This window comes from Pontibacter sp. GD13, assembly GCF_058216355.1.
Window position 1 is genome coordinate 53,341 of record NZ_JBYZMQ010000013.1, and the last position, 26,871, is coordinate 80,211.

Sequence of the window (26,871 nt, forward strand, 5' to 3'; positions counted from 1 at the left end):
CGGCCATTAAATTGTTTAGTTCAACGAATTGGCTCCTTAAATGCTTTATGCAGTAAACCTTAACTCAAATCACCAGGCACCTTGAAAGATACCTTTTATAACTTCCTTACCCTGTTGCTGTTACTTGTTTGCAGCTTAGTAGGCCTTGCAGCCGAGGCACAGACGGATACGGTTACTTACCGGCTCACCATCAACCAGAAAAAAGTGAATATTGCCGGCAAAGCAAGCATGGGTATGACCGTGAACGGCTCCATTCCGGGCCCCACGCTGCGCTTTACCGAAGGCGATTACGCTGTAATGTACGTAACCAATGAGATGGATGTGGAAACCTCTGTGCACTGGCATGGCTTGCTGGTGCCTAATTTTTTTGACGGGGTGCCCTACCTGACCACGCCACCTATCAAGCCCGGCACTACCTTTAAGTATGAGTTCCCTACTAAACAGGCCGGTACCTACTGGTATCATTCCCATACTGCCCTGCAGGAGCAGTCGGGGGTGTATGGCTCTATCGTGATCGAAGACAGGGAAGAACGCCTGGATTATGACACTGACCTGGTAATTGTGCTATCGGACTGGACCTATGAGAAACCCAGGAACGTGCTGCGCACTTTAAAGCGTGGACTGGAATGGTACGACATTAAAAAGGGCACGTCAACGCCCCTGAACAGGGTGATCGCCCGGGGTGCATTCGGGGCGCAGCTGAATTTCTGGAAACAGCGTATGGACGGTGCAGACATTGCCGACGTGTACTATCCCGCCTTTCTGACCAATGGCGAGGAGGTGCAGCAATATACCCAGTACAAACCCGGCCAGCGGGTGCGTCTGCGGATCATCAATGCGGCTGCCTCCAGCCAGTTTTGGTTAACCTTTGGGGGCAAAGACCCGCTTTTGGTAGCTGCCGACGGACTGGACGTGGTACCCGTGGTCCACAACAAAACATTTATTGCAGTAGCCGAGACGTATGACTTTATTGTGACCATTCCGGAGAACGGCAAAATGGAGATGCGGGCAACCGTGCAGGATGGCTCCGGGCAAACCTCGGCCTTTTTGGGGCAAGGACCTGTGCTGAGTGCACCGGATGTGGAGCGACCCGATAAGATTGCCATGATGCAGCAAATGGCAGCCATGAAAATGAAAATGGGTGCCCCTGCTATTCAGTTTAACCCCAGCCATGTAGAGCCCCATGAGATGATGGAGGAATGGGGTATGCAGATGGACGATATGGCGCAGATGGACCCGGGCAAGACAAACACGCCTGACCATGCGAAAATGGGTCAAACCAAAAAAATGAATGCCAAGCAGCACGACGGCATGAAAGGGATGCAGAAAGACACGGCAGCCGCCAAAATGGACCATGCCGGCATGCAGCACCAGATGGGGGAGATGAAGAAAGATACAGCTGCCAGTCCAAAGATTGACCACTCTAAAATGGACCACAGCAAGATGGGCCATCAGATGGAGGACATGCAGCAAAAGCCGGCAGTAGCCGCGGATAAGAAGCCCCGGGAAGCCAAGCCTATGGCAGGCATGCAGGGCCACGGCGGCATGGGGCACATGGGGATGTTCGCAGCGTATAACTACGACTACCTGAGGTCGCCGGTACCCACAGACTTTGCCGAAGATAAACCGGTAAGGGAAATCCTGCTGAACTTAACGGGGAACATGACGCGCTACATCTGGAGTTTGAACGGTGTGCCCCTGAATGAGGCAGACAAAATTAAGATCAAGCAGGGGCAGGTAACCCGCATTACGCTGAATAACCTAACCATGATGCACCATCCCATGCACCTGCACGGGCATTTTTTCAGGGTCCTCAACGAGAACGGCGAGTACTCTCCCCTCAAGCACACCGTTAATGTGGCGCCGATGCAAAAAGTAGTGATCGAGTTTGATGCCAACGAGTACGGCGACTGGTTCTTCCATTGCCATATCCTCTACCACCTGGATGCCGGCATGGCGCGGATCTTCAGCTACGATACTCCCCGCGACGAACGCCTGAAACGGTACCCACTTACCCGACTCACTAACATGAGTAACCATTTCTTTACCTGGGGCCTGGCCGATGTAGCCTCGCATATGACGGAGCTGAACCTGGTTTCCTCTAATCTGCGAAACCAGTTTAATTTGCGGGCAGAATATGGCTGGAACAAGAACCTGGAGGCCGAGTTTACCTATGAGCGCTACCTGTATGATTACCTGCGGCTGTTTGGGGGAGTAAACGTGGAGAACGAAGAAGACAAAAGTCTGGATAAGATAGAGACCACCGCAATTGCAGGCGTGCGTTATTTCACGCCTTACATGTTTAACCTGGATGTGCGCCTGGATAATAAACTCCGACCCCAGGTCAGTCTGAGCCGCGAGCTCATGATCTTTCCGCGCACAGTGCTCTTCGGAGAGTATGAGTACCAGGCAGATTTCGGGTGGGTAAATGACTTTACGAATGAGGGCCCCGGCGGCGGCAAAGATAATTTTCGCAAAGAGATTACCTGGAGTCTGGGGTTGGAGTATTTCCTGGCAAAGAACTTCTTACTCACCGGAAGCTACGACAACCGCTTCGGGGCCGGAGGCGGCTTATCAGTACGGTTTTAAGTTTATATAAACAGCCGTTATTTGCAATAAACAGGTATGCCGAAAGGGATCACGTGTGATTTTATTGGTATATTTGCTTTATCATGGCAAAAAACAAGCAGTATTATATCCGTAAAACACACCGATACCTGGGCCTCATATTAGGCGTTCAGTTCCTGTTCTGGACTTTGGGCGGGCTGTACTTCAGCTGGAACAACATAGACGACGTGCACGGGGACCACATGCGCAAGGAGAAGAGTTACCTGCCGGCCTCCATGGGTCTGGTGTCGCCGCAGCTGGCTTTAAACGAGCTGCAGGCTTCCACACCCGTAGATTCCATAAACTCTGTTCAGCTGATCGATATACTTGGCAAGCCAGCCTACCAGATCCGGTACTTTACGCAAGGTAGCGCCGACCATGCCGGGATGGGGGCAGGCATGCATGAAGCAGGGCATGCCAACGTGAAAATACAGTTGGCCAGTGCAACCACCGGTCACTTGCTTGCCCCACTGAACAAGGCAGAGGCGGTGCGTATTGCCAAAAACAACATCGTTGAGCCGGCGGTGGTGAAGCAGGTGGAATATCTGACAGCAGTAGGAGCGCACCACGAGTACCGCGAAAAACCCTTACCCGCCTGGGCTATTACCTTTGCAGCGCCTAACTGCACGGTTTACATTTCCGCCGAGATGGGTACTTTTCAGGCCATACGCCACAACCAATGGCGAGTGTTCGACTTTCTGTGGATGCTGCACACCATGGATTACGAGGGCAGGGATAACTTCGGCAACATCCTGCTAAGGGCATTCTCCCTCTTCGGGCTCGTAACCATACTTTCCGGCTTCTGGCTTTACTACGTTTCCTCTCCCTCGGTCAGGAAGGTAAAGAAGAAAATAAGCCACAAAGTATAGCTTCTGCCAATTAAAATGAAAGTAAGGATTCTTAAAAGCCTGATGAATTCTCTGACCTTATCTTATCATCCGAATCAATGAAAAAAACAGCAAAGTTAATTTCGGCAGTTACGTTAGCGGTGGGCCTGCTGGCCGCCTGCGCATCAGAACAGCAGGAAAGTGTACAGGGCCAGGTGACGGCATCGCAAACGCAGGAAATGCAGGAGGTGAATGCCGCTGCCCTACAGGATACCATTAAAGGAAGCATCCCGTCTGTGGCAGAAGGGGAAATTGGGGCAGCCAACCTTAAAATTACTTATCATGCGCCGGGTGTGAAGGGGCGCACGATATGGGGCGGCCTGGTAGCCTACGACCAGGTTTGGGTGACAGGGGCGCACATGGCGACCACCCTGGAAACAGACAAACCCCTGGTAATCGGGCAGGAAACCATACCAGCCGGGAAGTACGCTTTATTTACCATTCCGGGCCGTGAGGAGTGGACCGTTATCCTGAATAAAAACTTTAAACAGCACCTGGCTGACAATTACGATCAGAAAGATGACTTGGTGCGTGTGCGGATAAAGCCATACACAAACGGACAACACCAGGAAAGGCTACAGTACACGATCAGTTCTACCTCCGAAAAGGCAGGCAATATCGCCATTTCCTGGGATAAGCTCGGGGTGCGGGTTCCGGTAAGCGTAGCGGATTAAAGTTTTTGCTGCCAATGCCAAAGTTTTGCGTGCTATTGCCGCCGGATCTGCTTGCGCAGCAGTTGTGCATTAATCGCCACGATCACAGTGCTTAGGCTCATGAGGGCAGCCCCTACAGCCGGCGAGACCATGATGCCCTGCTGGTAGAGCACGCCGGCGGCAAGAGGCAGTGCAAGTACGTTATAGCCTGTGGCCCAGACCAGGTTCTGGATCATCTTTTTATAGGTGGCTTTGCCAAACAATATAAGTGCGGCAATGTCCTGTGGGTTACTGTTCACCAATATAATGTCGGCTGTCTCGGCGGCCACATCGGTGCCGGAGCCTATGGCTATGCCCACATCGGCCTGGGCCAGGGCGGGGGCATCGTTCACACCGTCGCCGGTCATGGCCACAAACTCTCCCTGTGCCTGCAGTTCCTTCACCTTTTCCTGCTTCTGGTGCGGGAGCACATTGGCCAGGTAGCCATCCATGCCCAGCTTTTCGCTCACATTTTTCGCCACCCGTTCATTATCGCCGGTGAGCAGCAGGTTTTTGATACCGTTTTCTTTCAGTAGCTTAATAGCCCCAGCCGATTCCTCCCGAATCTGGTCACGCATGGTGATGAAACCGATGGGCTGTCCGTCCACGAGCACATACACCACCGTTTCCACCCCCTCTTCAGCCTTGCTGGCCGGCACCTGAACGTTGAATTCTTTAATGTAGTTAGGTCCTACCACTTTCACGTCACGGCCCTCCACTTTGCCCACCAGGCCTTTGCCTGGCAGGTAGTTGAAGCCCTGTGAGGGCGGCACTGCTATACCTTTCTCCTTTACGTCGCGGAGGATACCCTGTGCGATAAAATGCTCCGAGTTTTGCTCCACACCTGAGGCCAGGCGCAGCATTTCACGTTCATCAAGGGTATGCTGGAAAGTCTGCACGGTGGAAATTTCATGCGAGCCCTTGGTGAGCGTGCCTGTTTTGTCGAAGATGATGGTGGTGATTCTGCGGGAGTTCTCGAAGGCGGTCCGGTTACGGATAAGCAGGCCGTTGTTGGCAGAAACTGCCGTAGAGATGGCCACTACCAACGGAATGGCCAGGCCCAGCGCGTGCGGGCACGAGATGACCATTACGGTAACCATGCGCTCCAGGGCGAACGAGAACGAATGGTCCAGAATCAGCCAGACGGCCAGAGTGCCAAAACCAGAAGCAAGTGCCACGTAGGTCAGCCATTTGGCGGCACGGTCAGCCAGCCGCTGCGTCTCTGACTTGGTTTTTTGTGCCTCCTGCACCAGCGTGATCACCTTGTTCAGGTAACTTTCCTGTCCGGTGTGCTCAACCCGCACCTGCAGCGAGCCGTTGCCGTTTATGGCCCCCCCGATCACACGCTCGCCGGTGCTTTTTTTCACGGGTTTACTCTCGCCGGTCAGCATGCTTTCGTTCAGGTGACTTTCGCCATTTTCCACCACACCGTCGGCTGGCACTTTCTCCCCGGGCTTCACCAGAATAAGGTCACCTTTCCGAAGTTCTTCAAGGCGCACCTGTACCGGTTCCCCATTGCGCAGCAGCACAGCCTCCGCCGGCATCATGCTTACCAGCAGTTCCAGGGCTTTGGAGGCACCCAGTACCGAGCGCATTTCAATCCAATGGCCCAGCAGCATGATCACGATCAGGGTGGCCAGTTCCCAGAAAAAATCCATGCCGGGTAACCCAAACGCAACCGCGGTGCTGTACAGGTAGGCCACCGTAATGGCCACTCCGATCAGGGTCATCATACCCGGAGCACCCTTTTTAACCTCTGCTACCAACCCGGTAAGAAAAGGCCATCCACCGTAAAAATAAATGACACTGGACAGGACAAAGGCAATGTAGAGGCTGTAGGGTATATGAAGGGAGTATCCCAAAATATACTGCACCATGGGGCTGATGATGATCACAGGCACTGAGAGGGCCAGCGATATCCAGAACCGCTTTTTAAAATCCGCTATCATCATGCGGTGGTGGTCATGGCCGCCGCCAGCATGGCCCGTGTGCTCGTTTGGCATGGCTCTTTGGTGGCCATGGAGCGTCTTTTCCTCCAGCTTGTCTTCTATCGCAGCTACTTTATGCGCTGCTTCCTTTTTCGGGCTGTGGTGATGGTCGTGGTTATCGTTCATAGTATAGGTTCTTAGTAGTAATTGGTTGTTAACGTTCAGCGGCGCCTGAAAGATCAGGCGCCGCTGCTATGTTAATGGTTGTGGCCGGTATCCAGGAACTTGCCTTGCGGGCCTACGCCCTCCAGGTAAACCAGCTGAGCTCCGTAATGGCCAGCCATAGACACCGACCAGGCGGCCCCGGCAAGTATCAGTGCCACCACCAGCACACTCCAGCGTTTTCCTTTAAACAGGAACTGGTTCAGCAACTGCGCTGCCAGTGCCGCACCGGCTAAGTAGATGGTCCAGTCTGCGTAAAAGTCGTGCTGCCCCAGCACCAGCTTGGCATGTTCGCTTAAGCCCGAAGTATGCGGGTGCACAATTCTGGCAACATAGTAAGCTGTAATGAAACTAACCAGAATGGTAAGTGTGGTGATCCAATCCAGATCTTTGCGCAGGAAGTATACATTGGCAAGTTGCACGGCGGCAGCCACCAGCAGCAGCACGATCGGGAAATGGACAAACAGCGGGTGTTTGTTCGGGAAGTCATCGAGGGAGGCATGCACGGTGGCAGGGCTCTGCTCGTGGGCGGCATGTGTCGCAGGGGTGACTGGGTGCGTGGCGGAGGTGGTGTCATGCGCAGTCGCGGTTGCTTCCTCCGTTTTCTCCTTATTACCGTGTTTCTCGCCGCCGTGCGCAAACGTGCTACTGCTGCTTAGAACAAATAAAAGGGTGAATGCTATTAAAAGGGTTATGTTTTTCATGCGGTTCGGGTTTTTGGTCGATAGATTAAATGGTGTTTTTCTGAAGGTTGATTCTTTAACAGTACTCCTGCTAAAAGTATAGCGGCAGGTCAAGCATTCAGTGTCTGTACTCTACGTGCTTTGCTACAGGTAGCGCCCTGGCTAACCTAAACTTTTACTAGCATGCACCGGGGCTTGTTTTACAGATTTGATGCTAGGACTTACATATCTTTCACATTTTGGGAGGTATGGTGTACATCGTCTATGGTTTGCCTCGCTGCGCCACCCTGTTTGCGGTATGTATTAGGAGCCACGCCTGTTACAGCTTTAAACTGGCTGGAGAGGTGCTGCATGCTTTTATAACCGAGTTTGGCCGCAATGCTGCTCAAACTTAACTCGTTGTAGGTAAGCAACTCTTTGGCATGTTCTATTTTCTGTAGCACAACGTACCTGCTCAGGGCCAGGCCTTCGGTTACTTTAAAAGCTTGGCTGATCGTGGCATAGTCTTTCCCGAGCGCATCTGCCAGGTACGTAGATACGGTTGTGTTCAGCGCTGCCAGCTTATCGTTGTAAATAAGATCAATCACGGCCAGCTTTGTGTTCTCCACCAGTTCCTCGCGCTTGTCGTGCAGCAGCTCGAATCCGTTTCTTTCCAGCACAGCTTTTATCTGGCCGGGTTCTATGCTGGGGTTGGCCACAACCACGGCACTGCCAAGCAGAACGGTTTCTACCTGTAAGCCCAATGCTCTGAGCTCATCCTGCACTACTTTAATGCAGCGCGGACAAACCATGTTCTTGATCTGAAGCACCTCTAACGTTTTTTCCTTTTCCTTCATCGCCAAAAGAATTAGCGGCTGCCTCCGGGTCGCAAAGGCAGGTATAATACACTTATGTTCTAAATTATACTTTGCATAGTGGTTGGTAAAAATGCCGCACCCGAAAGTCCGGCAAAAATACCGCAAGTATGAAGCTTATGCCTGTGCCGGGAGGGCATAGGCATATACGCTTGCGTGTGGCAAAGGAAGAGAAAGTGAATCAGATAAGAAAGGAGTGCAGGAATACCCTGATATCAGGGATTTTAGGGGGAAGGCGGTCTGGTGGAGCATAGAATGCTGCCTTAATGCTATTGCTGGCGAGCTTTTGCAGCATGGCCTGCAAGCGGCCGAGACTTATAAAGGCAGGGGCTTTTGTAGGTTCCTGTAAAGTATACGAAGCTGACGCATTTACAAAAGGGGCGTACTGTTGATCAGCGCAGCATGCATCGTCTTGGTCAGGGGGCATTGTTGCCTGGTTGTGGGCATGCTGCTCAGGCAGGCCGGCGGCCGGAAGCGCATGGTGGTTTTGGCCCTTGTGTGCCGTGCCATGCGAATGCGGTTGGGCTGTTTCAGTGGGTTGCAGACCGAATGCCAGCGAAGGCAGTTTACAAACCAGCTGTACAAAGTACAGGTGCACGAACACTGCTAAGAGCAGAAGCGTCCGGTATCCTGTTTTTGTGTTAGGCCTTGTTTTTTTCATGAATGGCACGTCGGTTCTAAAGGCACCCCACTACAAATATAATGAAATTAACCAAAGTTAAAGGTAGTCGAAGCGTGGCGCCCCTGCGGGCTATTCCGTGGCTACCTCTGCCTTTTCGGGCATCTCGAATTGCTGCTGGTTCGGCTGCTGCTCCTGTAGCTGCAGGTTATCCAGGGTGGCGCTGTAGCGCACATCGCCTATCTTCCCGTTTTCATACTTGTAGCCGGTAAGCTTTCGGGGGAAAAGCAGGCCTTTATGCTCCTGATAATCTTCATACTTCAAAGCATTGAACTTATCGCTAGGCTTGCCGTCAAAAAAGGTAACGGTGTACAGCAGCCACTCCATGCGGTTGGTTTGCGGGTTAATAAGCAGGCGGTACTTATCCTGCGGCGAGTCGCCTATGCCTTCGCCAAAAGTAACCCCGATCACGTTATAGGGCTTACCCTCCAGTTCCATTTGCCCTAACTGCTCATACGTTACTCCCGGGTCGGCCAGTACAAAGGGGATGGCGTAGAAGTAAAAGAACAGGTTATGGTAAAATCGGGCAGACTTACCGGGGTAGGCTGCTTTATTAGGACTAACCCATACCTGCTTGCCGTCGTTACCCATCCGGAAGGTGTCAGCCACTACCAGGTCTTTGCGGTTCCTAAGGTCGATGGTGTGGGTTTCCGTTTTGCCGTCGCTGGTGAGATGGTACTGCATGGCGCCCATTTTTTTCCACCTGTTTAATCCGCCATGTGCCTGCAGTACCTTCATGAAGTAATCCGGGTACGCGGGGGTGGCAGCGGTTGATTCGGGTGCTGCGTGCATCACCTCATTTTTCTGATCCCCGGAGGGCTGGCAAGCGGTGCAGAGCAAGGTGGCCAGAACAATTTGCGACAGGTTAAGTTTCATCAGAGTAGGTTAACGTATTTCAAAGTATAATTAACTGCATGTTCGCATGTTACTGGAACATGCTAAAAGGGCTAACGGTTAGGGCAGCAGGTATTGTAAATACGCTGTCACACCATCAAAGATAAAGAAAACATGAGATTACGCCTTTTCCTGCTCCTGTTTTGCACAAGTTTCGGTTGCCAGCGTGCTTCTACCTTAGGTGGTAAAGGCACTACGCCACCCTCGCACCAGGTGTGGGATCAACTACTGCAACAATACGTGAGCCATGCCGGAGTGGTAAATTACAAAGGATTTCTGAAAGACAGCACCCTGTTGCAGCAGTACCTGGATACCCTGAGCAACAACCCACCGGACAAGCAGCAGTGGACACAGGAGGAGCAACTGGCTTACTGGATTAATGCCTACAATGCTTTTACTGTAAAGCTGATCCTGGACAATTACCCGCTAAACAGTATACAGGACCTGCACCCCACGCTGCATGTGCCAGGGGTAAACACCGTATGGCATCAGAAATTCTTCAGGATCGGGGGCAAGGAAGCGAGTCTCAATGAGATCGAGCACCAGATTCTGCGCAAGCAGTTCAGCGAGCCGCGCATTCATTTTGCCATTAACTGCGCCTCCTTTTCCTGCCCGCCCCTGCGCAACCAAGCCTTTACGGCGGCAAACCTGAACGCGCAACTCGATGCGCAGGCACGGGCATTTATCAATGACCCGAAGCGCAACCTCATTACCCCCGAACGGGTAGAGTTGTCACAGCTATTCAATTGGTTTAAAGGAGATTTTACAAAAAACGGCAGCCTGCCGGATTTCCTCAACAAGTATAGCAACATCACTGTTAAACCTGGGGCACAGGTAAGTTATTTGCCTTATGACTGGCGCCTGAATGAATAAAAGTGTAGCGCAGCAAGGGATACGTATAAGCCTTCTTTTTTAGGCACGCCACTTTTAAACAACTCGACTCGCTGCAGCTTAGTATAGTTTCTTGAGCGTGGTTTCCGTAACAGGAGCACGCAAACGTGAAATAAAGCAATGGATCAAAAGTTAGTGAACACACAGGATCTGGCCATGATAGGCGACAGGCGCACCTGCGCCCTGCTGGACAAGCAGGGGAGCGTGGTGTGGTACTGTCCGAAGCGATTTGACCATCCCTCTTATTTTGCCCATTTGCTGGACCAGCAGAAAGGCGGCTTCTGGCGGATAGAAATGCCGGGCATGGACTTTGAAAAAAGGGAGTACCTGGAAGACAGCGCCCTTTTGCAGACATACTTTACCAGCGACAAGGGAAAGCTGGTGCTGGAAGACTGGATGCCGCTGGAAGGTAGTTTCTTCGGCATCTGCCGCAAGCTGTCTAAAGCGCCAGCGGCTTACAAGATGCACCTGTTTCCGCGCCCAAACTACGGCCGCGAGCCTGTGGTGCTTACCCGTGCAAGCGAAAGGCACGTAACCCTGCAGTATGATTTTCACGTGTACGCCTCGCATCCTTTGGAGCTCTTGCAGGAGGCGGTGGTCTGCCAGGTGCCTGCCGGCGAGGTGGCCTGGTGCATACTTTCAGAGAAAGCCCTTGACGATGCAGGGAAGGCGCTGGAGGAATCCAGGGAGCTGACTTTGAAGAACTGGCGTACAGTAGCGCGCCGCATTGCCTACGAAGGGCCTTACGAAGAGCAGGTGCGCAAATCGTTGAGGCAGCTGCGCATGCTTACCTATGCCCGGAACGGGGGCGTGATTGCGGCAGCTACCACTTCACTGCCCGAGGTGCTGGGAGGCCGGCGGAACTATGATTACCGGTATGTCTGGCTTCGCGATGCAGCCATGATCGTGAGTGCCCTGGCCCGGGCCGGCAGCAATGGCGAGGAAGAGCGTGAGTTTCTGAACTTCGTGTGCGGGGCCATGCACCGCATCCCTAAACCCGTGGTGCCCATGCTCACCCTGGATCAGCAACCGGCAGGGGATGAACAGGCGCTGGACTTTGCCGGGTACCGCAGCAGCAGGCCCGTGTGCTATGGCAACGGTGCCAACAACCAGCTGCAGCTCGATGCCAACAGCAATGTGCTCATCGCAGCCAAGGTGATCTATAACCGCTACAACACCCGCGAGCATTGGGAAACGGTGGAGCGAATGGCGGACTTCCTGGTTGCCAACTGGCACAAACCGGACCACGGCATCTGGGAAGAATCCGAAACGCACCAGTATACTTCGAGCAAGGTAGTGGCTTCCATCAGCCTGAAATACATCGCGGAGCACTCCCATGATACGCAGCAGCAGAAGCGCTGGCAGGATGCCGCTGCGGAGATACGCGCTTTTGTGGCTACTAACTGCCTGACCTCCGGCGGTGCCTATGCCGTGTATGCGGGCAGCGAAGAGGTGGACGTGAGCGCCGCGCTATTCCCCATCTGGGGGTTTATCGAGGCGGATACTCCGGAAATGCTGGAGACCATGGCGAAACTGGAGCGCGAATACTGCGCCAATAACCTTTACCGCCGCCACCTGGTAGCATTCGACTCGCAGCAGGAAGGCGCATTTCTGGCCGGCACCTGCTGGGTTGCCCAGTACTGGGTAATGCGCAGAAACCGCGAGAAGTGTGAGCAGATACTGGGGGCCGCCCTCCGGTTTATGAACGATGCCGGTATTATGCCCGAAGAAGGGGATCCTGAAACCGGGGAGTGGCTGGGCAATGTGCCCCAGGCTTTTGTGCATGCCTCCCTGATTGGCGCCATCATCGATTACAAGCAAGCATTTTGTTAGGAACACTTTCCGGGCTTTGTCTCGTAGAGCAGGATACAACTAACTACAACGCTATGAAAACATCTCAGATAGACCAAATTCGTAAGGATAAGAGTACTGACACGGAGCTTCGCCGGAAAATCGCCGCATCGGCTGCCGCAGGCCTGGTGGATTTCAGCCTGATCTCGTTGCTGCAAATGGGTTATATCCGGAAGCTGCCCGACCTGCCCGGCAAAGTGTTCGACACCGTAAAAGTGAATACTTCAAAAGACGCGATGCTCCTTGGCATGCCGGACGGCGTGATAAGCCTGGGTGCTTATGCAGCCACTATGTTGCTGGCTATGGCCGCCTCGCGCTTTAAAAAGGAGTCGCGGTTGCTAGACCTGGCCCTGGCGGGAGTAGTGGCAGGGCAGGCCGTAGGGGCGGCGCAGTATTTATATAACATGGCCTTCGTGCAAAAAAAAGTCTGCATCTACTGCGTTGCCGGAGCCGTAATCAATTTCTCCTCCCTTAAACCAGCCTATCAACTTGTTACCGGCAAGTCATCAATCTAATTCACAAGCCCATGCAAAACGATCCATCTGTAGAACAGGTAATTGCACAGCACCAGGCCGCAGGAAAATTTATAGAAGTAGACGGGATAAGAACCTTTGTACTGGATCAGGGAGAAGGGGAGGTGGTGTTCTGCATACATGGCGTGCCTACTTCGTCGTACCTGTACCGAAAGGTAATAAAGGCACTGGTGGCGAAGGGAATGCGCGGCGTAGCCATTGACCTGCCCGGCCTCGGACTCTCTGACAGGCCCGAGGACTTTACGTATACTTTCCACCACTTTGCACGCTTCTGTGCCCGTGCTGCCGAGGTGATGGGCATAGAGAAGTTTCACCTGCTCGTTCACGATATTGGTGGCCCGATCGGGTTTGCCCTGGCGGCGGAGAACAGAGAAAAGGTGCTTTCGCTCACCATCCTGAACACCTGGATTGACGTTGACACGTTTAAGAAGCCCCTGCCCATGCGGCCTTTTGAGGTGCCGCTGCTCGGAGAGGCGGAGCTAAAAACCATCACCCACCTGACCTGGTACCTGCTTTTCTCGCAGTTGGGGGTAAACCATGCCGATGCCCTGCCTAAAAATGAGGTGTACGCCTATGTAGACCTGCTGAAGCGGGACGATGGGGGAAAAGCCTTCCTGAAAATCATGCGGAACTTTCAGAAATCGGAGGAGTTTAAGCGGCTCTGCAACCAGGCCGTGGAGGGGGTGCCCTATCCCATCCAGGCCATATGGGGAGCCGACGACCCAGGGTTGGACTATGATCGTTACGGGAAGGAAATAAAAGCAGCTGCCAACCTGAACACCGTACATCAACTCGACTCCAGGCATTTTTTGCAGGAGGAGGTTCCCGGGGAGATTGCCCAACTGGTGGTGCAGCTGGCAGGCAGCCGTTCAAAATAAGACCCGATTACATGCCTGAGAAGTCAGAGCGCTAAAAACAGCCTTTTACCGGAATGGTTCAAGCATAAATTGGCATTTATTTGATAGCAATAAGCCTATTCCTGAGCGGCATACAAAAAGTGCCGCAGGTCCTTCAAATGATTCAGGCTTCCGTTGGGCACGTTGCTTAACACGATAAGGGCGCTGTGATCCTTTGGGTTGCGCAGCAGGTAACTGGTGTAGCCATGCCATAAACCTGCATGGTACACAGCGGTGTCTCCGTTCTCAAGCGAACGGATGCGCCAGCCAAAACCATAATCCTCCTCGGCTCTTTTCTGGTGGCGCGAGCCGGTAAAAGCTTCTGCCAGGGTTTCCTGCTTAACCAAGCGCTGTGTATACAGCGCCTGGTCCCATTTATACAGGTCTTCCACGGTAGAGTAGATGCCCTTGTCGCCGAGCACAGTGTCCAGATAGTCAGGTGTTCTTTTGCGTCTGCCTCCGGTATGGCCGGTCGCCACGCCTTGGGTAAGCACAGCTAAATTATCACGGAACGTAAACGTGTGCGTCATGTGCAGGGGGCCGAAGATACGCTGCTGCAGAAAGGTGGCAAAGGGCATGCCGGATGCCTGGCTTACCACCGAAGCCAGCAAAGCATACCCCGTGTTGCTGTAATCGAAGTGTGAACCAGGCTGGTGATAGATCGCAGGCTTATAGGTAGCCATTAGGATAAGCACATCCTGGTTGGTGATCGGAACATTACGGTCTGGCCACAGTTTATCGCTGAAGTAAGTATAGTTTGGCAAACCTGACCGATGCGTGAGCAGCTGCCGGATGGTAATGCCTTTGTAAGGAAAATCAGGGATATACTGCTGCACACTGTCGTCGTACTTGAGCTTGCCCTGTTCTTTCAGCATCATGATGGCCATGGCCGTAAATTGTTTGGATACCGAGGCCAACTGGAAAGCGGTTTGCGTCGTTAGGGTGTCTTTTCGTGGAAAATCGGAGTATCCGAAAGCGCCCTTATAAATTATTTGATCGTACTTGGTGACTAAAACAGTGCCGTTGAACCCTTTTTTCCGGTTTAAAAAGCTAAAAATAGAATCAAGCTGGTTCCCCAAAGCCTTGGCGCGTGAATCGGTGAAAGAGGCAGGAATCTGCACCTGCTGCCTGGTTTCTTGCTGCTCGGTAGGAGGTTTAACCGCAATTGCCTGTTCTTTTTTTTCCTCCTGGCAGGATAAGAAGGTGAAACAGAAAAAAGATGCTATAATTAAATTTAAGAAAGGGGCTTGTGCTCTTGAGAATACCATACTGCAAACTACCAACGCGTATTTATTTTACGAATCATTAACTTGCATACAACGGCATTAATTCCAAAAAATTCTACAAATTTAGAATCAAATACAACCTTCACATTTTTCCCTCAAAAAGTGCTGGTATTCATTCCTTTTACCTGGAAAGTATAGAAAAAGGAAGTTTTAAGCCTTACAGAAACAAGCATAATAGTAACTTTGTAAAATTAGTAAAACAGTAAATAATGGAGCAGCGAAATTCACTTTTATACAGCATTGCAGCAGTTAAGTGCCCCCGCTGCCGGGAAGGGAACATGTTTCCGGAAGGCACTTTGTACAGTAGTAAATTTGCTGATATGCATGCGTATTGCCCTTGTTGCGGACAGCCATTTGAGCCGGAACCCGGTTACTATTACGGTGCGATGTATGTGAGCTTCGGTATCAATGTGGCGATTTTTTTCGTCGCGCTTTTTGTGCTGTATCAGTTTTTGGAGGATGTTTCAATCGCCTTAATGGCCGGTCTTGTTGCCTTCATCGTGGTTGGCTTTCTGCCCATCATTTTCAGACTGTCCAGAGCCTTATGGATCCACATCTTTGTGCGTTACGAGGGCCCCTGCAGCCAGATTCCGAAGAAATCGCAGCGGAAGGCAGGCTCGTAACCAGTGCTGGCAAGCTGATCTTGTTCCTGGTTATTCTAACGGAATGCGGGAGGCGTTTTCAGCCAGCCAGGAGCTGAATGATTCCAGTTCGGGGTTCAGTTTTCTTGAAAAGCTCACATCCCGCACGCTGTTGCAAACCTCATCAAAGTCGCGGTAGAACTGGAACATGTTGCCCAGGTCGTCTGCGCCTGGAAAACCGAAATTCCGGAACGTTTCCGGCGACACGCTGTTGTAGGAAACCTGCTGGCCCAATGCTTTTGAAAATGCTGCCGCCATTTCATGGCCGGTCAGTTGTTCTCCCGCTATTCCTACTGTCTGCCCTATCAGTTCGCCACCTCGTTTAAAAATACCGTAGGCACATTTTCCGATGTCTTCGGCAGCTATACCTGCCATTTTTTTGTCTCCGATGGGCAGCGTCAAATACAGTTTTCCGTCAGGCCCTTTCTTTGGGCCCATGCCAAAGTATACAAAGTTATCCCAGTAAAAAGAAGCCCGCATAAAAGTTGTAGGCACACCCAGGTCAGTGAAAAAATGATCAGCTTCCCCTTTTGCGTCGAAATGTGGCACCTTGTATTTTCCTTGTAGGGTGGGCATCCGGTTGTCATCAAGGGGCACCCACTTACGGGTGTCTTCCAGCGTGGACCAGATCACATGTTTCAAGCCTGCCTCCTTTGCCGCCTCCGCCATACTTTTTGCTTCTGCGAATTCTTTTTCAGGAGAAAAATGCGACCAGAAGAAAGTAACAAAGTAGGCCCCGTAAGCCCCTTGCAGGACACGTTGCATGCTTGCTTTATCGTCGATGTCCGCTTCAACAACCTCGGCCCCCAAATCCTTCAGTTCTTTGGCCTTATCTGATTCGGGGTTTCGGGTTACAGCGCGAACAGCAAACTCACTCTGCTTATCGGTCAGAACAGCCCGCGCAAGCCCGCCTCCCTGCGCGCCGGTTGCACCGAATACGGTGATGATCTTTTTAGATGCCATGATGAATTTGAACTATAAATTATGATTATGTTTATTATTATTTATACTTACGCAGTATTAGCGAGAGAGGTATTATGGCCAAGCTTATTTGTATAGATTGGGCATGAAATACTCTTCGACGAATGTCCAAAAAGAAAAGAAAAAGTCTTCCAGCGCTAGTTGAAGGCCTTTTCAGTAAACCGGAAAATGAAGCTTGCTAATTATAAGCGGAAGGCTAAAGTTAGGTTGCGCTTAGGGTTTGTTAAGGAACAAAGCCAGGTGCTGGATAACGGTTTTTTTCTCCAGGCCTCCCGCCAGGGCGCCCGTAGTCACGCCTACCGTGCTGATGAAGGCTGCCAGGCGCAACTTGTCCGAGAGTCCTACTACAGGTTTGTCCAGTGTGGGCCAGGTGCTGATAAGGTCTTCGGGAAAAACGTGTAGCTCGATGATCATCATCAGCCCGCCAATCATCAGGAAAAGCCCGAAGCAGGCCAAAAGGATGCTCAGGAAGATGACGACATTGGCTATGGCCTGATGCTCGGTCAGCACGTTTTTCTCTTTCCTGGGAAGAAACAGCGATTGGATCTTGATCAGGTAAAAAGAAGCCCCCAAAATACTGGCAGTCGCAAAGAAAGCCGTGGTCTGGTTTCCCATATTGAGCCCGACATCCCATATCTCTGCTGTAAAGATCAAGAGCAGGCTGGGGGCCACCGCCGCTGTGGCAAGCCCCGGCAGCGACAGAGGCAACAGGATGGCCCAGTTACGCAGCAGCGGAGTAAAAACCGCCTTTGGATGTTTAGCAGCCATGATCAGGTGAAATATGAAGCCTTCCAGGGCGGTGCCCCCATGCAGCTCTCTTTCCGGAAGATACTTCACGTTCTCCTTCAGCTGCTTGCGTTCCTGGTCCTTAAACTGGGGCGTAGATTCTCTTCTCTCCCGGAAAGAGTAGGGAGCCATTATACCTCCTTGTTCTCCTGCCGTATGCTGCAGACCGCTGATGTGCCCGAGCAAGTGCAACAGGAGGGTGGCAGCATTTACCCGTACGGCCGGAGCATCCAGGGTGCGTACAGGTTTTCCTCTGGATGTAGTGGTAAGCCGTTGGGTAGAAATCACAGCCGTATAGGTAACGGGAGAGGCAAGTCCTGCTTCAATCCTGTCCTTGCGGGAGATCAGGGTGACATCTGTCACCACCACCACAATATCGTAAGGGCCTTCGGTCATCCGCATGGTGGCCGCGCCCAGAAAATCGGAGGGCTCCCTTGTCCTGTCGGATGTCAGGGCCACTGGTTCCACCAGGTGGAATGACCATGGGATTCCGGTGGAGAAAGTCATCTCCGGCTGCACATCAAGCACCAGCTGCTGCAGAAGTGGTTGCATGCCCTCCGGCGTGACGGCAGGGCTGTAAGCAAGCAGCACTCCTACGTGCATCTCTGCATCCGGATTTATGCCTTGCGCACTTTTTAGTTCACTCAGCAAGCGCTTAGAGGAAGTAAGGCCTCTCACAAAGGTAGTTGTAGTGGCAACCCGGCTCAGCTGTAACACCCTGATGGCCGGGAGCAGGCGGAATGCCCGGAAGGCAGGAATGAAGAGTGCCAGTATGGTCAGCCAGTTTTTTTTTATGTAAGTTATTTTGTTGGCAGAGAGTACTAATTTTATCACGAACTCCAGCACAAAAAGAATCCATATCAGAATAACCAGCTTTTCCTGAAGGGGGGATAAGCCCCTCACCAGCTCTATTATAAAAAGGTACAACCAGACGATTGCGAGTAAGAACATGGGGCCTTCCAGCCAGGCCTCAAGCTTATAGAGTATGCGGAATTTTTTTTGCTGCGTGTTCTCTTTGGTCATACTAAAGATAATTGTTGAATGGAATGCAGCGGCCGCTGCAAGTGTTGGCATATAGCACAACCACTTCCAATTATTCCTGCTATACCTGAAGCCAGGATACTTTGTTGGGATATAGTTAGCAGGAGCATCATTGGCACCCTTTACTGGTGCGCGGAGTATATCAACACACTAGTTTGACTAGGCAATTACCGCACATGCATGCTTAGCCAAGCGGTTAGAGTTGCTGTAACAAATGTCTTTACGACTTTTAATTTTTAACTTAGCAATTTAGTTAAACAGCCTATCAAAGAATAAAATCATGAAAGATTACAAAGTGCTAAAATATATTGAACACGTTTTAGAAAACATGCCAACAGACTGGTTGAGGCTAACCACCCATCGGCTGGATATCTATAAGGAAGAGTTGGCCAAAACGCAATTCCTGGAGCAATTTGAAAACCTCTTTAACAACAATAATGCTGAAACATCAGCGCTCAGGGAGTTACCCACTGCTTTCGACTATATTCGCTTGGGCCACCCCTTATCTTCCGTACTCGAATGGGTAATTGCTAAGTTGAATGGTCTAAAACCGGATTGTGTCATCAGTTTTTCTTCCAAAACGGTTCCTGTTTTAGCCGTACTAAGAAAAAACTTAATAGACCATAAAAATACCCGAATCTTATATACCGGAGCATTACCGGATGCCTTTGATGCTGAAGTGTTAAAGCGTGTTTACGGCTATAAATTTGATCTTAAACGTGTTGAGAAAGCAGAAGAGATTGCAGAGTTTAACGGCAGTACCATTTACGTTTCACAAGAAGCTGAAATTGGTCATGCGGACCTTATCTCTAACATTGACTTCTTAATCAGTGTTCACCCTCATTTGGGAAGTGTTTTACTAGTAAATGGTGAACAGAATGAAGGTTACATCTCTGAGATTCAGCATGTGCGAAGAAGAGAGACCATTGCCATGACGCCAGCCAATTGTTTCTCTGCCTTGCAGCAGTTGATAGGAAAGCCTTCTTTTGAAAACGAGAGAAAAGATGTAGAAACGAATAAGGCACTGGTCCAGGATTCAATCAAGAAAATTACCGGTACCACCACAAAAGCGCTTGTTGGTTCTTCCGGACTTTCTATGCAATATGCAATTATGATGGGACTTGTTCATGATGCCCTGGAGAACCATAAAGGAAAGGCCATTAAGTTTATTGTTCCTCCGAATTGCTATGGCGGAACGAATGACCAGGCAAGACGGGTAGCTGCCTGTATTGACAATGTTGAAGTAGTGGATTTACCGGTTGACGGGGATAATGATATGGTTCGAAGTATAGATACAGTGCTGGAGAACATTGCCAGGCAGGATGCTGTGCCTTACATTATCGCTGAAATACCTACAAACCCAAGAGTGGAGGTTCCGGATCTTGAAAAATTAAGAGATGTTCTAAGTAAAGCGCGTAAGACTGCAGCTGGTGAAGTGGCTATCGATCCGGTATTTATCTTAGATCAAACGTTTTGTCCTAATGTACAATTCGTAAGCGCAGACGGGATACTCTCAGCTGTCAGGACCATTTCATATGTAAGTGGCTCGAAATTCCCGAGTGGCGGAAAAGCTACAGCCGGCTACTGTGTAGCAAACACAAAAGCAGAAGCCTTGCTGGGAAAAATAGAAAAGCACCTCATACTATGCGACAACCAGGCGACAGATCTTCAGATGGAGATATTAGCAGAGCAATTACCTTCCATGAATCAAAGGATTGCAGATGCTTACAGGAATACGCGTGCATTTGTAAACTTCATCAAAGAGGTTTTACCAGCGGCAAAGATCAATTTCGTTTCTGAAAAGTTAGCCAAAGAAGGCTTTACACCCTCCGTATTTTCACTCGATCTTCCCACGAAAGGAGACACGGATGCAGAAAGAGAAGTATATAAACGATCATTAAATCAAAAACTTATCGATATGATGATCACAAGTATTCCGAACGAGAGTAAGTACTGTGTGAGCTATGGTCAGTTAAAAGGATGCTACTGGACGATACCCGCGACCTCTACACAGGGCACGACCAAAGAAGCCGACAAAGATTATATTGCCCGTGTGGCACTATCTCCTGATATGGATCTTGAACTCCATAAAAAAGTATTTCTGGATTTTGTAGCGCAAATCTAAATTTGGAGAAAGGCGCTTAATTTAGTTGGATAACATTGCTAACTTAACCAAGTGGGGGTAGACCATGCAATTAAATGCAAGTAGAAATGGCTATTAATACGGTAAATCGCAGAGTTCTAACTGAAAGTCCGGGAGTATAATTTAAATCGAGTCAAAGGGTATTGAGTGACACCTTTAACGCAGTTAACATGGAAAATTAGGAGCTGCTAGATCTGGAAATATCAAGCGCCAGTTCCTGGAGGAGTTTCGGAGCGGCAAGCCCAACTTCTGCAAGAACAGAGCATTGGTTCCTCTTTTAAAACACTTCTTCTAGGCCGCTTTGGATGCGGAAATGCCCCTTTACCTCGAATCAAGAGAGCGTCAGAAAGGCAACCGCTATACACTACCAGGTGCGCCAGGAGGGACGCGTGGTCAGCTGGGCAACATCCCGGGTATTGACCACGACGGGCTACAAGGAGCTGCTGGGCTTGTACGTGTTGGATAGAGAGGGGGCTACCACCTGGAGCTTAGGGCCGCGTGTGCCAGCGCTTAGCTGTGGCACGATCCATTTATTTATGCTATTTTCACTTAAAACTTCCATTGAATTAGGGCCTGGTGTTTGAATGTGCTTCCAAACATTTCTACCAATCTAATGCTTTGAAGGTTCTTAAAACCTTAAACAGGTTCACTGTTATGATTTGCAAAAACTAATTACAAGCTGTTAGTTTCTAGAATAACCCAGGAACAAGTAATATCAACTAACTGAAACTCGCTACTTCAACTTCAGTAACTGCGTTTACAGTACTTTCATATAGCTTTTGGAGGCATAACCTTGGTAAAACTACCCGATATTCTTTTCCATCATCCTCACAATACCAAACTACAATGTGCGCTATCCCGGCACTTTGTAACACGTAGCCTTGAGGGCTATAGGCACAAATCCTTTAACGCGTGGGCAGCAAGCGTGGAGAAACTCTTCAACCAAAAAGCAGCCTTACCCGAGTGAGGAGATGGAGTTATATCCTGTGTCTCCCCTGGAGAACTCTCCCCCCATTATTCGCCTGAGGTTCTGGAGCCAGCGCCGGAGTACCTGAGGGAGTTCAGGGGGCTGCCCGAGATGATCCGTGTCGACAACGGGCCGGAGTTCATCTCCCACAAACTTGAGGACTGATGCAAGGAGAATAAGGTAAGGCTGGTCATTATTCAGCCTGGCAAACCGATGCAGAACGCTTACATAGAACGCTGCAATGGCAACATCAGGCGTGAATTATTGAATGCCTATGTGTCCAGAACCCTATCCGAAGTGCGACAGAAGAGTGAGGAGTAGATGCAGGATTACAACCACCACCGGCCACATCAGGCGCTGAATTTCAGAACGCCTGTGGAATTATTGGAAGAAATTGCAACTTGAAAATTCAACTTTACAGTGGCTCAATTTTCGGGGAAACTTACAGCTCCACAGAGACTTGAATATGTTAAGCAATCTGCTGTAGGTAGGAGAGATGTGGCGAGAGTTTGACTAGCGTGCATTTCTACGCAAATACCCCTTAACCCTATTTCTTTGTCCTTTGAAATAGATTATATATATTCTCTCATTAAATATTTTCTAGAAGAAGAAAATGCTCAAGCTATTTAAGCTGTTGACCCTTTTGACGGTAACATCCCTACTATGTGGTAACTCATTACAACGTATTAACCTATTTCGCCGCTCAAACCTGCTACGCTGAAGCGAGAAGTTGAAGCTTCTTCAGGGCCATCCAGCATCGCTTTGATTAAGGCAACGTCAAGGAGCATTTCAGGAATGAACTTGAGCCGGAAAGCAGCTAAAATGGCTTTTACTTCTGTAGATTTTTTCTCATTTAGCATTGTTTGCTTTAACTTAGGGAAATTCAGCTGCTGGATTGTTGATTCCGTCCGATTTATAAGTTTATGTTTGCGTTCCTCATAATCAGAAGTGCCAACAATTGGTTGTAGTTTAGTCCAGGTTTGCTCCAAAAAGTCGGGCCAATTTCCAAGTCCGCGAAAATAAGAAGATACCAGCGGATGTCCATGACTGCTCTTTATTGATTCAAAAATTTCCTGTAGCCTTTTTGATGCCTTTTCAGGAGCTACCATCTGTACTTCTGTGGTACCATCTGCAATTCCCAAAGGTATTTGTTTAGAGTCACTTAAGTCTTTATCATTATGGCCGTTCCCTACATCCAGATTAAAGGTAGATTCTTCGAAAGCAGTAGTAATAATCAGGAGCTTGGGTAGGACATAATGAATGGTATCGTTAAAGGCCTTCAGCTTACTCAGGTCATCAATATTTTCCTTGTCCAGTCCCTTTACATCAGGTATAGGCTTCAGCAATGCTTCGTTGCGTAAGTTGTCGGCAGCCAGTTCAAAAGCTTTAGTGCACAGTTTGGGATTTAATTGCTCCCAGACATTAACTAAATAATCAGGGTAATTCGCAAGCGTGCGGAATATCAGGTTAACAATAGGAACGCGCAATTTTTGTTGAATTTCTTCATAAACAAGTTTTATTCGCTCATCGGCCTGATCAGGCATGATGTCCGGCAAACTAGCGGCAAGCTTCATCCCCCTTTCAACATCCTTGTTTCTGTCTTCTCTACCTTTCATCCTGGTATTTTAGATTATAGTGTATATCCTCTTAGATCATTTTTAACGCTGGCTTGCAAGAACTGGTTTAGTTAATATGCAGTTATCTGAGTTAATCAAGTCTGTAGATTTATTAATGAGTTTTTGTCGCAGCATCGACATTTGTATTGTGAATAACTGACTTTAATGTTAGGATAGCAGTTTAATTTAATAAGCCTTTTGCATTTGCTAGAATTAAACCTGATTCCGTTTCTGACAATAATTATTTCCTAAAATGTCATATATCAAGTATGTGATTTGATTTTAGATAATAGATAAGTATAAGGGAAAGAAAGAAAATATTATTGTCATCCAGTGTTTGGCCATGATTGTAGACCTTCGTACCTGTGCTTTGTAAAATTTAGGAGGGAATATTGTGTGGTACAGTACTTAACGCTTCGATTGTGCTTCTTTATTAGATGGCAGAGCTTTATGAGCCTGGTATTTGTAAAATGGATTTATCTGGAAGACAATGCTTTGCTTCAATTATATTTTAAAAGTAAGTATGGTAATCTTATGCTGGAGGATTGGATGCCTTTAGATGCTAGTTTCTTTGGCATTTGCTGTGAGTTCTCTGCTTCGCCTGATAGCTACACAACCCGCAGTGCTTACAGTAGTTCTTGCCTCAAAATTATATTGGTGGTTAAGAATTAATAGCTTCAAATCTGTCTAAAATTAGAACTTCCTTTCATACTTGTCTGCTCCTTGACAATATATTTATAAACTATAGCATACCTTTAGAATATTAGTTTTATTTAAACATGTTTTATAGCGGTATACAATTTAATTAAACTAAAAAAAGCAAAATGCGCTACAGAAAACTTTCTCTGTGACTATGGCCATCATTAGAAGCATTACCTTTTGCACAGGGGTCAGATAAGAACCGGGTAAGCAACTGACTTTGTAAACTAGAGCGAGTTCCCCCTTAAGCCTTCAGGCACCCCCATTATGCAGTTCAACTTGAGCAAGGTGTACAACCAGGTTCGCAAGCACTGCCATGTTAATGTAGGAACGGACCGCAAGGAGTCAAGACGCGGGAAAAGATTCAGCTTTGCCCCGATGCTGTACGCCTTTCACCACAAATTACAACAGTTGATTTAATCAGAGGAGCGCCGGAAATGTAGCCTGATTTCAAGTGGTTTGTAGAATAACTTTCTGTTATTAAAAGGCAGGTGAGTGTGAGGGATAATCTGACCATCATTTTGGCCAACAAGAAGTATAACGACTTGCCCGATTTCTTCAAAAAAACATAACAGCACTGTTATGGTTGTACAGCAGGGTCAGGCTCGAGCTGTGGCGAAGAAGCAGTAAATTAAATAATAGCTATATGATAATCCTTTTGTTTGCAGCAGCATGTTTTTTGGCATTCAGCAATGGCGCTAATGACAATTTTAAAGGTGTTGCGACTCTGTTCGGAAGCGGCACCACCAACTATCGAACTGCTATAACTTGGGCAACTGTTACCACGCTGATAGGCTCAATTGCGGCAATTTTTTTAGCTGGGGTGCTGGTTAAAAACTTCTCGGGTAAGGGGCTGGTGCCCGATGCCCTGTTACAAGGGCCGGAGTTTGCCATATCAGTTGCTGTTGGAGCATCGTTGACTGTTTTTATTGCCACTAGAGTAGGCATGCCAATATCAACGACGCACGGGCTGGTGGGAGGGCTATTTGGTAGTGGCTTGGTAGCTGTAGGATCGGCCTTTAATTTTGTAAAACTTGGTAGCGTTTTTCTGATCCCTTTGCTGGTTAGTCCGCTGATGGCAGCAGTATTGAGTTTAATTGCCTATTACGCATTTCGTAGAAGTAGTCATGTATTAGGTTTATCCAAAACAACCTGTATATGTGTAGGTAAAGAATACGTGCCCCTTTATAAGCTAGATCCTGATAAGATACCAGTCGGATCAGTGGCAGCCGTTTCCGTTGCATCTTTAAAAATAGATTCTGAGCAGAGTTGCGTTGATGTTTATAAGGGAAGTCTTCTTGGCCTGAACTTGCAACGTATATTGGACGGAGCACATTTTCTGAGTGCAGGTGTGGTAAGCTTTGCGCGAGGGTTAAATGACGCTCCTAAAATTGCAGGACTGCTTCTGATCGTACAGGCTTTTGACATCAAGTGGGGCCTTGGAATAGTGACTATCGCTATAGCAGTAGGAGGGCTTACCAGCGCTAGAAAAGTGGGTGAAACCATGAGCAAGAAAATAACAAGTATGAGCCATGGGCAAGGCTTTGCAGCAAACATGATCACCGGTGTGCTGGTTACAACAGCCAGTATGCATGGCTTACCTGTTTCTACCACCCATGTTTCAGTTGGTTCTATATTTGGAATTGGTGCAATAACCGGGAAAAGCGATTTAAAAGTTGCCAAAAATATATTGCTTTCTTGGCTGTTGACTTTACCTGTAGCGGCCTTTATAGCGGGTGTAGTGTATAGTATTTTACAATTAGTATAAGAAGCAATTTAGATTAGTATAAGAAGCGATTTAGAACAGAAACTATAATTTTAGTCGTATGAGTAATTACCTGGAAGCAGCCAAACAAGTCTATGAAGATGCTGCCAATAATCCGCAGAAGGGACTTTGTTGCACCACTACTCCGGTGTGGCAACTGCCGGAACTTTATGTGCCATCTAAGATGCTGGAGATGAACTATGGCTGCGGCTCCACGGTAAATCCCCGTGACCTGAGCAACAACCCTACGGTTTTATATGTGGGCGTTGGGGGCGGCATGGAACTGCTGCAGTTTTCCTATTTCTGCCGTAGACCTGGTGCCGTTATAGGCGTTGACCCGGTGAATAGGATGCTGGATGTTTGCGCAGAGAACCTGCAGGCAGCTGAAAAACAGAATAGCTGGTTTAAAAATGACTATGTGGAGCTACGGAATGGGGATGCACTGGAACTTCCTGTTGAGAGTGAGAGTATAGACGTTGCCGCGCAAAATTGCCTGTTCAATATTTTTAAGGAAGAAGAGCTGGAACTAGCACTTAAAGAGATGTACCGCGTATTGAAGCCGCATGGCAGGTTGGTGCTCTCGGACCCAACAAGTGAGGACCACATGAGCGAGAGCCTGCGCGGCGACGACAGGCTGCGTGCTCTGTGCCTGAGCGGCGCTTTGCCCCTGCAGCAATATATTGATATGATCACCAGGGTAGGGTTCGGTACTGTGGAGGTGCGTGCCAGAAGGCCTTACCGCGTGCTGGCTCCGGGGCAGTACGACACAGATAAACTAGTTTATATCGAAAGCGTAGAAATATGTGCCATCAAAGATCCAATGCCGGTTGATGGTCCTTGTGTATTTACTGGCAAGCATACCATTTATTATGGCTCGGACGAGTTGTTTGACGACGGAAAAGGACATATCCTGATTCAGAACCAGCCGCTGGCCGTATGTGATAAAACTGCCAAATCTTTACATGATCTGAACAGAAACGACCTGTTTATTACAGAATCTAGTTACTTCTATGATGGTGGAGGCTGCTGTTAGGCAATATAATCTCTTGTCATGATAGTATGCACCTATAACACCCTTATTAATTTTAGATCATGCTTAGATAGCAATTGCAATGCTTTACTGGAGACTTTCTCAGGCAGCCACAGCCTGGTTGTACAACAGGCTTCCAAGCTGGCAAGAAGTCATAGCCCAGCGCCGCTGTCAGGTACAGCCACCCTTCCCCGGTCCTGAAGTAGGTTAGATTGTATACCCACTTCTCTGCAGGCCTTGCCACTTGATCTACTGCTGATCGTCGCTTATCCCTTCGGTAGATCTTACTGGTGAACTGT

At 49.2% G+C, this 26,871-nt stretch carries 23 protein-coding genes and 1 pseudogene; 15 read left to right on the forward strand and 9 right to left on the reverse strand.

Features of this window, described 5'->3' with window-relative positions; all coding sequences use genetic code 11:
• Nucleotides 1–81 precede the first annotated feature (81 nt).
• From AC4BAN_RS15655 to AC4BAN_RS15665, 3 genes are all read left to right on the forward strand, one after another.
• The gene (locus AC4BAN_RS15655; RefSeq protein WP_490565354.1) at nt 82–2,589 is read left to right on the forward strand and encodes a multicopper oxidase domain-containing protein; all 2,508 of its coding nucleotides are present in this window, start codon (nt 82–84) and stop codon (nt 2,587–2,589) included.
• An 83-nt stretch (nt 2,590–2,672) separates the two neighbouring features.
• The gene (locus AC4BAN_RS15660) at nt 2,673–3,476 is read left to right on the forward strand and encodes a PepSY domain-containing protein (protein ID WP_490565355.1); all 804 of its coding nucleotides are present in this window, start codon (nt 2,673–2,675) and stop codon (nt 3,474–3,476) included.
• Nucleotides 3,477–3,553: 77 nt separating this feature from the next.
• Nucleotides 3,554–4,168: a DUF2911 domain-containing protein gene (locus AC4BAN_RS15665; RefSeq protein WP_490565356.1), complete on the forward strand. Its 615-nt coding sequence runs from the start codon at nt 3,554–3,556 to the stop codon at nt 4,166–4,168.
• 32 nt (nt 4,169–4,200) lie between these two features.
• On the opposite strand, the gene AC4BAN_RS15670 is transcribed toward AC4BAN_RS15665, so the two are convergent.
• The 5 genes from AC4BAN_RS15670 to AC4BAN_RS15690 all read right to left on the reverse strand — a co-directional run bounded on the left by AC4BAN_RS15670 (nt 4,201) and on the right by AC4BAN_RS15690 (nt 9,428).
• A complete protein-coding gene (locus AC4BAN_RS15670; protein ID WP_490565357.1) occupies nt 4,201–6,300 on the reverse strand; it encodes a copper-translocating P-type ATPase in 2,100 nt (699 codons plus the stop codon).
• Nucleotides 6,301–6,371: 71 nt separating this feature from the next.
• Nucleotides 6,372–7,040: a DUF2231 domain-containing protein gene (locus AC4BAN_RS15675; RefSeq protein ID WP_490565358.1), complete on the reverse strand. Its 669-nt coding sequence runs from the start codon at nt 7,038–7,040 to the stop codon at nt 6,372–6,374.
• A 200-nt stretch (nt 7,041–7,240) separates the two neighbouring features.
• The gene (locus tag AC4BAN_RS15680) at nt 7,241–7,855 is read right to left on the reverse strand and encodes a helix-turn-helix domain-containing protein (RefSeq protein ID WP_490565359.1); all 615 of its coding nucleotides are present in this window, start codon (nt 7,853–7,855) and stop codon (nt 7,241–7,243) included.
• A 199-nt stretch (nt 7,856–8,054) separates the two neighbouring features.
• Nucleotides 8,055–8,534 (reverse strand): hypothetical protein, encoded by a 480-nt coding sequence (locus tag AC4BAN_RS15685; RefSeq protein ID WP_490565360.1) that lies wholly within the window; start codon nt 8,532–8,534, stop codon nt 8,055–8,057.
• Nucleotides 8,535–8,624: 90 nt separating this feature from the next.
• Nucleotides 8,625–9,428, reverse strand: coding sequence for a DUF6503 family protein (locus tag AC4BAN_RS15690; protein ID WP_490565361.1), 804 nt, complete (start codon nt 9,426–9,428; stop codon nt 8,625–8,627).
• Between the two features lie 132 nt (nt 9,429–9,560).
• Here AC4BAN_RS15690 and AC4BAN_RS15695 point away from each other — a divergent pair, with 132 nt between their 5' ends.
• The 4 genes from AC4BAN_RS15695 (at nt 9,561) to AC4BAN_RS15710 (ending at nt 13,599) form a co-directional block, all read left to right on the forward strand.
• The gene (locus AC4BAN_RS15695; RefSeq protein ID WP_490565362.1) at nt 9,561–10,319 is read left to right on the forward strand and encodes a DUF547 domain-containing protein; all 759 of its coding nucleotides are present in this window, start codon (nt 9,561–9,563) and stop codon (nt 10,317–10,319) included.
• A gap of 138 nt (nt 10,320–10,457) precedes the next feature.
• Nucleotides 10,458–12,170, forward strand: coding sequence for a glycoside hydrolase family 15 protein (locus AC4BAN_RS15700; protein WP_490565363.1), 1,713 nt, complete (start codon nt 10,458–10,460; stop codon nt 12,168–12,170).
• Nucleotides 12,171–12,223: 53 nt separating this feature from the next.
• Nucleotides 12,224–12,703, forward strand: coding sequence for a vitamin K epoxide reductase family protein (locus AC4BAN_RS15705; RefSeq protein ID WP_490565364.1), 480 nt, complete (start codon nt 12,224–12,226; stop codon nt 12,701–12,703).
• A gap of 11 nt (nt 12,704–12,714) precedes the next feature.
• The gene (locus tag AC4BAN_RS15710; protein WP_490565365.1) at nt 12,715–13,599 is read left to right on the forward strand and encodes an alpha/beta fold hydrolase; all 885 of its coding nucleotides are present in this window, start codon (nt 12,715–12,717) and stop codon (nt 13,597–13,599) included.
• Between the two features lie 95 nt (nt 13,600–13,694).
• Here AC4BAN_RS15710 and AC4BAN_RS15715 read toward each other — a convergent pair whose 3' ends face one another.
• Nucleotides 13,695–14,885 carry a serine hydrolase domain-containing protein gene (locus tag AC4BAN_RS15715; protein ID WP_490565366.1) on the reverse strand — a complete coding sequence of 397 codons (1,191 nt, stop codon included), beginning with the start codon at nt 14,883–14,885 and terminating at the stop codon, nt 13,695–13,697.
• Nucleotides 14,886–15,112: 227 nt separating this feature from the next.
• Here AC4BAN_RS15715 and AC4BAN_RS15720 point away from each other — a divergent pair, with 227 nt between their 5' ends.
• Complete coding sequence (locus tag AC4BAN_RS15720; RefSeq protein ID WP_490565367.1) at nt 15,113–15,526, forward strand: DUF983 domain-containing protein; 414 nt, start codon at nt 15,113–15,115, stop codon at nt 15,524–15,526.
• Nucleotides 15,527–15,556: 30 nt separating this feature from the next.
• Here AC4BAN_RS15720 and AC4BAN_RS15725 read toward each other — a convergent pair whose 3' ends face one another.
• Together AC4BAN_RS15725 and AC4BAN_RS15730 are read right to left on the reverse strand one after the other, a co-directional pair.
• Nucleotides 15,557–16,507, reverse strand: coding sequence for an NmrA/HSCARG family protein (locus AC4BAN_RS15725; protein ID WP_490565368.1), 951 nt, complete (start codon nt 16,505–16,507; stop codon nt 15,557–15,559).
• Nucleotides 16,508–16,738: 231 nt separating this feature from the next.
• A complete protein-coding gene (locus AC4BAN_RS15730; RefSeq protein ID WP_490565369.1) occupies nt 16,739–18,334 on the reverse strand; it encodes a hypothetical protein in 1,596 nt (531 codons plus the stop codon).
• Nucleotides 18,335–18,632: 298 nt separating this feature from the next.
• On the opposite strand from AC4BAN_RS15730, the gene AC4BAN_RS15735 reads away from it, so the two are divergent.
• The 4 genes and pseudogenes from AC4BAN_RS15735 (at nt 18,633) to AC4BAN_RS15750 (ending at nt 21,783) form a co-directional block, all read left to right on the forward strand.
• A complete protein-coding gene (locus AC4BAN_RS15735) occupies nt 18,633–20,477 on the forward strand; it encodes a PLP-dependent transferase (RefSeq protein ID WP_490565370.1) in 1,845 nt (614 codons plus the stop codon).
• 220 nt (nt 20,478–20,697) lie between these two features.
• Nucleotides 20,698–20,853 (forward strand): annotated as a pseudogene (locus AC4BAN_RS15740) (IS256 family transposase); the annotation flags it as partial.
• A complete protein-coding gene (locus AC4BAN_RS15745) occupies nt 20,801–21,079 on the forward strand; it encodes a hypothetical protein (protein ID WP_490565371.1) in 279 nt (92 codons plus the stop codon). The pseudogene AC4BAN_RS15740 and the gene AC4BAN_RS15745, both read left to right, overlap by 53 nt.
• Nucleotides 21,080–21,648: 569 nt before the next feature.
• Nucleotides 21,649–21,783 carry an integrase core domain-containing protein gene (locus AC4BAN_RS15750; protein WP_490565393.1) on the forward strand — a complete coding sequence of 45 codons (135 nt, stop codon included), beginning with the start codon at nt 21,649–21,651 and terminating at the stop codon, nt 21,781–21,783.
• 365 nt (nt 21,784–22,148) lie between these two features.
• Here the strand turns inward: AC4BAN_RS15750 and AC4BAN_RS15755 are convergent, their stop codons facing one another.
• Nucleotides 22,149–23,078: a halocarboxylic acid dehydrogenase DehI family protein gene (locus tag AC4BAN_RS15755; protein ID WP_490565372.1), complete on the reverse strand. Its 930-nt coding sequence runs from the start codon at nt 23,076–23,078 to the stop codon at nt 22,149–22,151.
• A gap of 966 nt (nt 23,079–24,044) precedes the next feature.
• Here AC4BAN_RS15755 and AC4BAN_RS15760 point away from each other — a divergent pair.
• The 3 genes from AC4BAN_RS15760 to arsM all read left to right on the forward strand — a co-directional run bounded on the left by AC4BAN_RS15760 (nt 24,045) and on the right by arsM (nt 26,575).
• The gene (locus AC4BAN_RS15760; RefSeq protein WP_490565373.1) at nt 24,045–24,197 is read left to right on the forward strand and encodes a hypothetical protein; all 153 of its coding nucleotides are present in this window, start codon (nt 24,045–24,047) and stop codon (nt 24,195–24,197) included.
• A 226-nt stretch (nt 24,198–24,423) separates the two neighbouring features.
• Nucleotides 24,424–25,545, forward strand: a complete 1,122-nt coding sequence (locus AC4BAN_RS15765) for an inorganic phosphate transporter (RefSeq protein ID WP_490565374.1) — start codon at nt 24,424–24,426, stop codon at nt 25,543–25,545.
• A gap of 58 nt (nt 25,546–25,603) precedes the next feature.
• Nucleotides 25,604–26,575: an arsenosugar biosynthesis arsenite methyltransferase ArsM gene (gene arsM, locus AC4BAN_RS15770; RefSeq protein WP_490565375.1), complete on the forward strand. Its 972-nt coding sequence runs from the start codon at nt 25,604–25,606 to the stop codon at nt 26,573–26,575.
• Nucleotides 26,576–26,871 lie beyond the last annotated feature (296 nt).

What these genes read in the sequence shown, in the direction of transcription:
- AC4BAN_RS15660 (WP_490565355.1), top strand. Translation starts at nt 2,673, where the DNA reads ATGGCAAAAAACAAGCAGTATTATATCCGTAAAACACACCGATACCTG.
- AC4BAN_RS15665 (WP_490565356.1), top strand. Translation starts at nt 3,554, where the DNA reads ATGAAAAAAACAGCAAAGTTAATTTCGGCAGTTACGTTAGCGGTGGGC.
- AC4BAN_RS15670 (WP_490565357.1), bottom strand. Translation starts at nt 6,300, where the DNA reads ATGAACGATAACCACGACCATCACCACAGCCCGAAAAAGGAAGCAGCG.
- AC4BAN_RS15675 (WP_490565358.1), bottom strand. Translation starts at nt 7,040, where the DNA reads ATGAAAAACATAACCCTTTTAATAGCATTCACCCTTTTATTTGTTCTA.
- AC4BAN_RS15680 (WP_490565359.1), bottom strand. Translation starts at nt 7,855, where the DNA reads ATGAAGGAAAAGGAAAAAACGTTAGAGGTGCTTCAGATCAAGAACATG.
- AC4BAN_RS15685 (WP_490565360.1), bottom strand. Translation starts at nt 8,534, where the DNA reads ATGAAAAAAACAAGGCCTAACACAAAAACAGGATACCGGACGCTTCTG.
- AC4BAN_RS15690 (WP_490565361.1), bottom strand. Translation starts at nt 9,428, where the DNA reads ATGAAACTTAACCTGTCGCAAATTGTTCTGGCCACCTTGCTCTGCACC.
- AC4BAN_RS15695 (WP_490565362.1), top strand. Translation starts at nt 9,561, where the DNA reads ATGAGATTACGCCTTTTCCTGCTCCTGTTTTGCACAAGTTTCGGTTGC.
- AC4BAN_RS15700 (WP_490565363.1), top strand. Translation starts at nt 10,458, where the DNA reads ATGGATCAAAAGTTAGTGAACACACAGGATCTGGCCATGATAGGCGAC.
- AC4BAN_RS15705 (WP_490565364.1), top strand. Translation starts at nt 12,224, where the DNA reads ATGAAAACATCTCAGATAGACCAAATTCGTAAGGATAAGAGTACTGAC.
- AC4BAN_RS15710 (WP_490565365.1), top strand. Translation starts at nt 12,715, where the DNA reads ATGCAAAACGATCCATCTGTAGAACAGGTAATTGCACAGCACCAGGCC.
- AC4BAN_RS15715 (WP_490565366.1), bottom strand. Translation starts at nt 14,885, where the DNA reads ATGGTATTCTCAAGAGCACAAGCCCCTTTCTTAAATTTAATTATAGCA.
- AC4BAN_RS15720 (WP_490565367.1), top strand. Translation starts at nt 15,113, where the DNA reads ATGGAGCAGCGAAATTCACTTTTATACAGCATTGCAGCAGTTAAGTGC.
- AC4BAN_RS15725 (WP_490565368.1), bottom strand. Translation starts at nt 16,507, where the DNA reads ATGGCATCTAAAAAGATCATCACCGTATTCGGTGCAACCGGCGCGCAG.
- AC4BAN_RS15730 (WP_490565369.1), bottom strand. Translation starts at nt 18,334, where the DNA reads ATGACCAAAGAGAACACGCAGCAAAAAAAATTCCGCATACTCTATAAG.
- AC4BAN_RS15735 (WP_490565370.1), top strand. Translation starts at nt 18,633, where the DNA reads ATGAAAGATTACAAAGTGCTAAAATATATTGAACACGTTTTAGAAAAC.
- AC4BAN_RS15745 (WP_490565371.1), top strand. Translation starts at nt 20,801, where the DNA reads ATGCGGAAATGCCCCTTTACCTCGAATCAAGAGAGCGTCAGAAAGGCA.
- AC4BAN_RS15755 (WP_490565372.1), bottom strand. Translation starts at nt 23,078, where the DNA reads ATGAAAGGTAGAGAAGACAGAAACAAGGATGTTGAAAGGGGGATGAAG.
- AC4BAN_RS15760 (WP_490565373.1), top strand. Translation starts at nt 24,045, where the DNA reads ATGCAGTTCAACTTGAGCAAGGTGTACAACCAGGTTCGCAAGCACTGC.
- AC4BAN_RS15765 (WP_490565374.1), top strand. Translation starts at nt 24,424, where the DNA reads ATGATAATCCTTTTGTTTGCAGCAGCATGTTTTTTGGCATTCAGCAAT.
- arsM (WP_490565375.1), top strand. Translation starts at nt 25,604, where the DNA reads ATGAGTAATTACCTGGAAGCAGCCAAACAAGTCTATGAAGATGCTGCC.